This is a genomic window from Pantoea sp. BR_17, from assembly GCF_041955125.1.
Classification (GTDB): Bacteria; Pseudomonadota; Gammaproteobacteria; order Enterobacterales; family Enterobacteriaceae; genus Pantoea; species Pantoea stewartii.
The window spans coordinates 1-1,153 of record NZ_JAVAXT010000026.1 but is presented as its reverse complement, the minus strand read 5'-3'; the positions used below and the strand labels follow the sequence as shown (position 1 = coordinate 1,153).

Annotated in this window: 1 protein-coding gene; it reads right to left on the bottom strand. The window is 71.6% G+C overall.

What is annotated here, in order from left to right; translation table 11 throughout:
- Positions 1 to 1,153 (bottom strand): Ig-like domain-containing protein (locus tag RAC60_RS21895; RefSeq protein ID WP_375094349.1); only part of this gene is annotated, 1,153 nt, incomplete at both ends.

Sequence of the window (1,153 nt, the reverse complement as noted above, 5' to 3'; positions counted from 1 at the left end):
TGCCGTGCCCGCCGCCAGCGCCTGCAGCGCCGCCGCCGGCACCGTCACGCTCCAGCTGCCGTCCTGGCCCACCGTGGCGGTGTAGGTCTGTCCGCCCAGGGTCACGGTCACGGTCTGGCCCGGCTCGACGTTGGCGGTGATGCCCGAGACGGTCTGATCCGTGGCCTTCTCCGCGTTGTCCAGAATGTTGTCCCCGGCAAACGGCGCGAGGGTCACCGTCGGATCGCCCGGCGAGGTCACCGGCGCTTCCACGGTGATGGCCTGGGTCTGGGTGGCTGCGGTGCCCGCCGCGTTGCTCACCGTCGCCTCAATGGTCGTTGTGCCTGCCGCCAGCGCCTGCAGCGCCGCCGCCGGCACCGTCACGCTCCAGCTGCCGTCCTGGCCCACCGTGGCGGTGTAGGTCTGTCCGCCCAGCGTCACGGTCACGGTCTGGCCCGGCTCGACGTTGGCGGTGATGCCCGAAACGGTCTGATCCGTGGCCTTCTCCGCGTTGTCCAGAATGTTGTCCCCGGCAAAGGGCGCGAGGGTCACCGTCGGATCGCCCGGCGAGGTCACCGGCGCCTCCACGGTGATGGTTTCGGTAGTCGTGGCTGCGGTGCCTGCCGCGTTGCTCACCGTGACCGCGATGGTCGCCGTGCCCGCCGCCAGCGCCTGCAGCGCCGCCGCCGGCACCGTCACGCTCCAGCTGCCGTCCTGGCCCACCGTGGCGGTGTAGGTCTGTCCGCCCAGGGTCACGGTCACGGTCTGGCCCGGCTCCACGTTGGCGGTGATGCCCGAAACGGTCTGATCCGTGGCCTTCTCCGCGTTGTCCAGAATGTTGTCCCCGGCAAAGGGCGCGAGGGTCACCGTCGGATCGCCCGGCGAGGTCACCGGCGCTTCCACGGTGATGGCCTGGGTCTGGGTGGTCGCGGTGCCCGCCGCGTTGCTCACCGTCGCCTCGATGGTCACCGTGCCCGCCGCCAGCGCCTGCAGCGCCGCCGCCGGCACCGTCACGCTCCAGCTGCCGTCCTGGCCCACCGTGGCGGTGTAGGTCTGCCCGCCCAGCGTCACGGTCACGGTCTGGCCCGGCTCCACGTTGGCGGTGATGCCCGAGACGGTCTGATCCGTGGCCTTCTCCGCGTTGTCCAGAATGTTGTCCCCGGCAAAGGGCGCG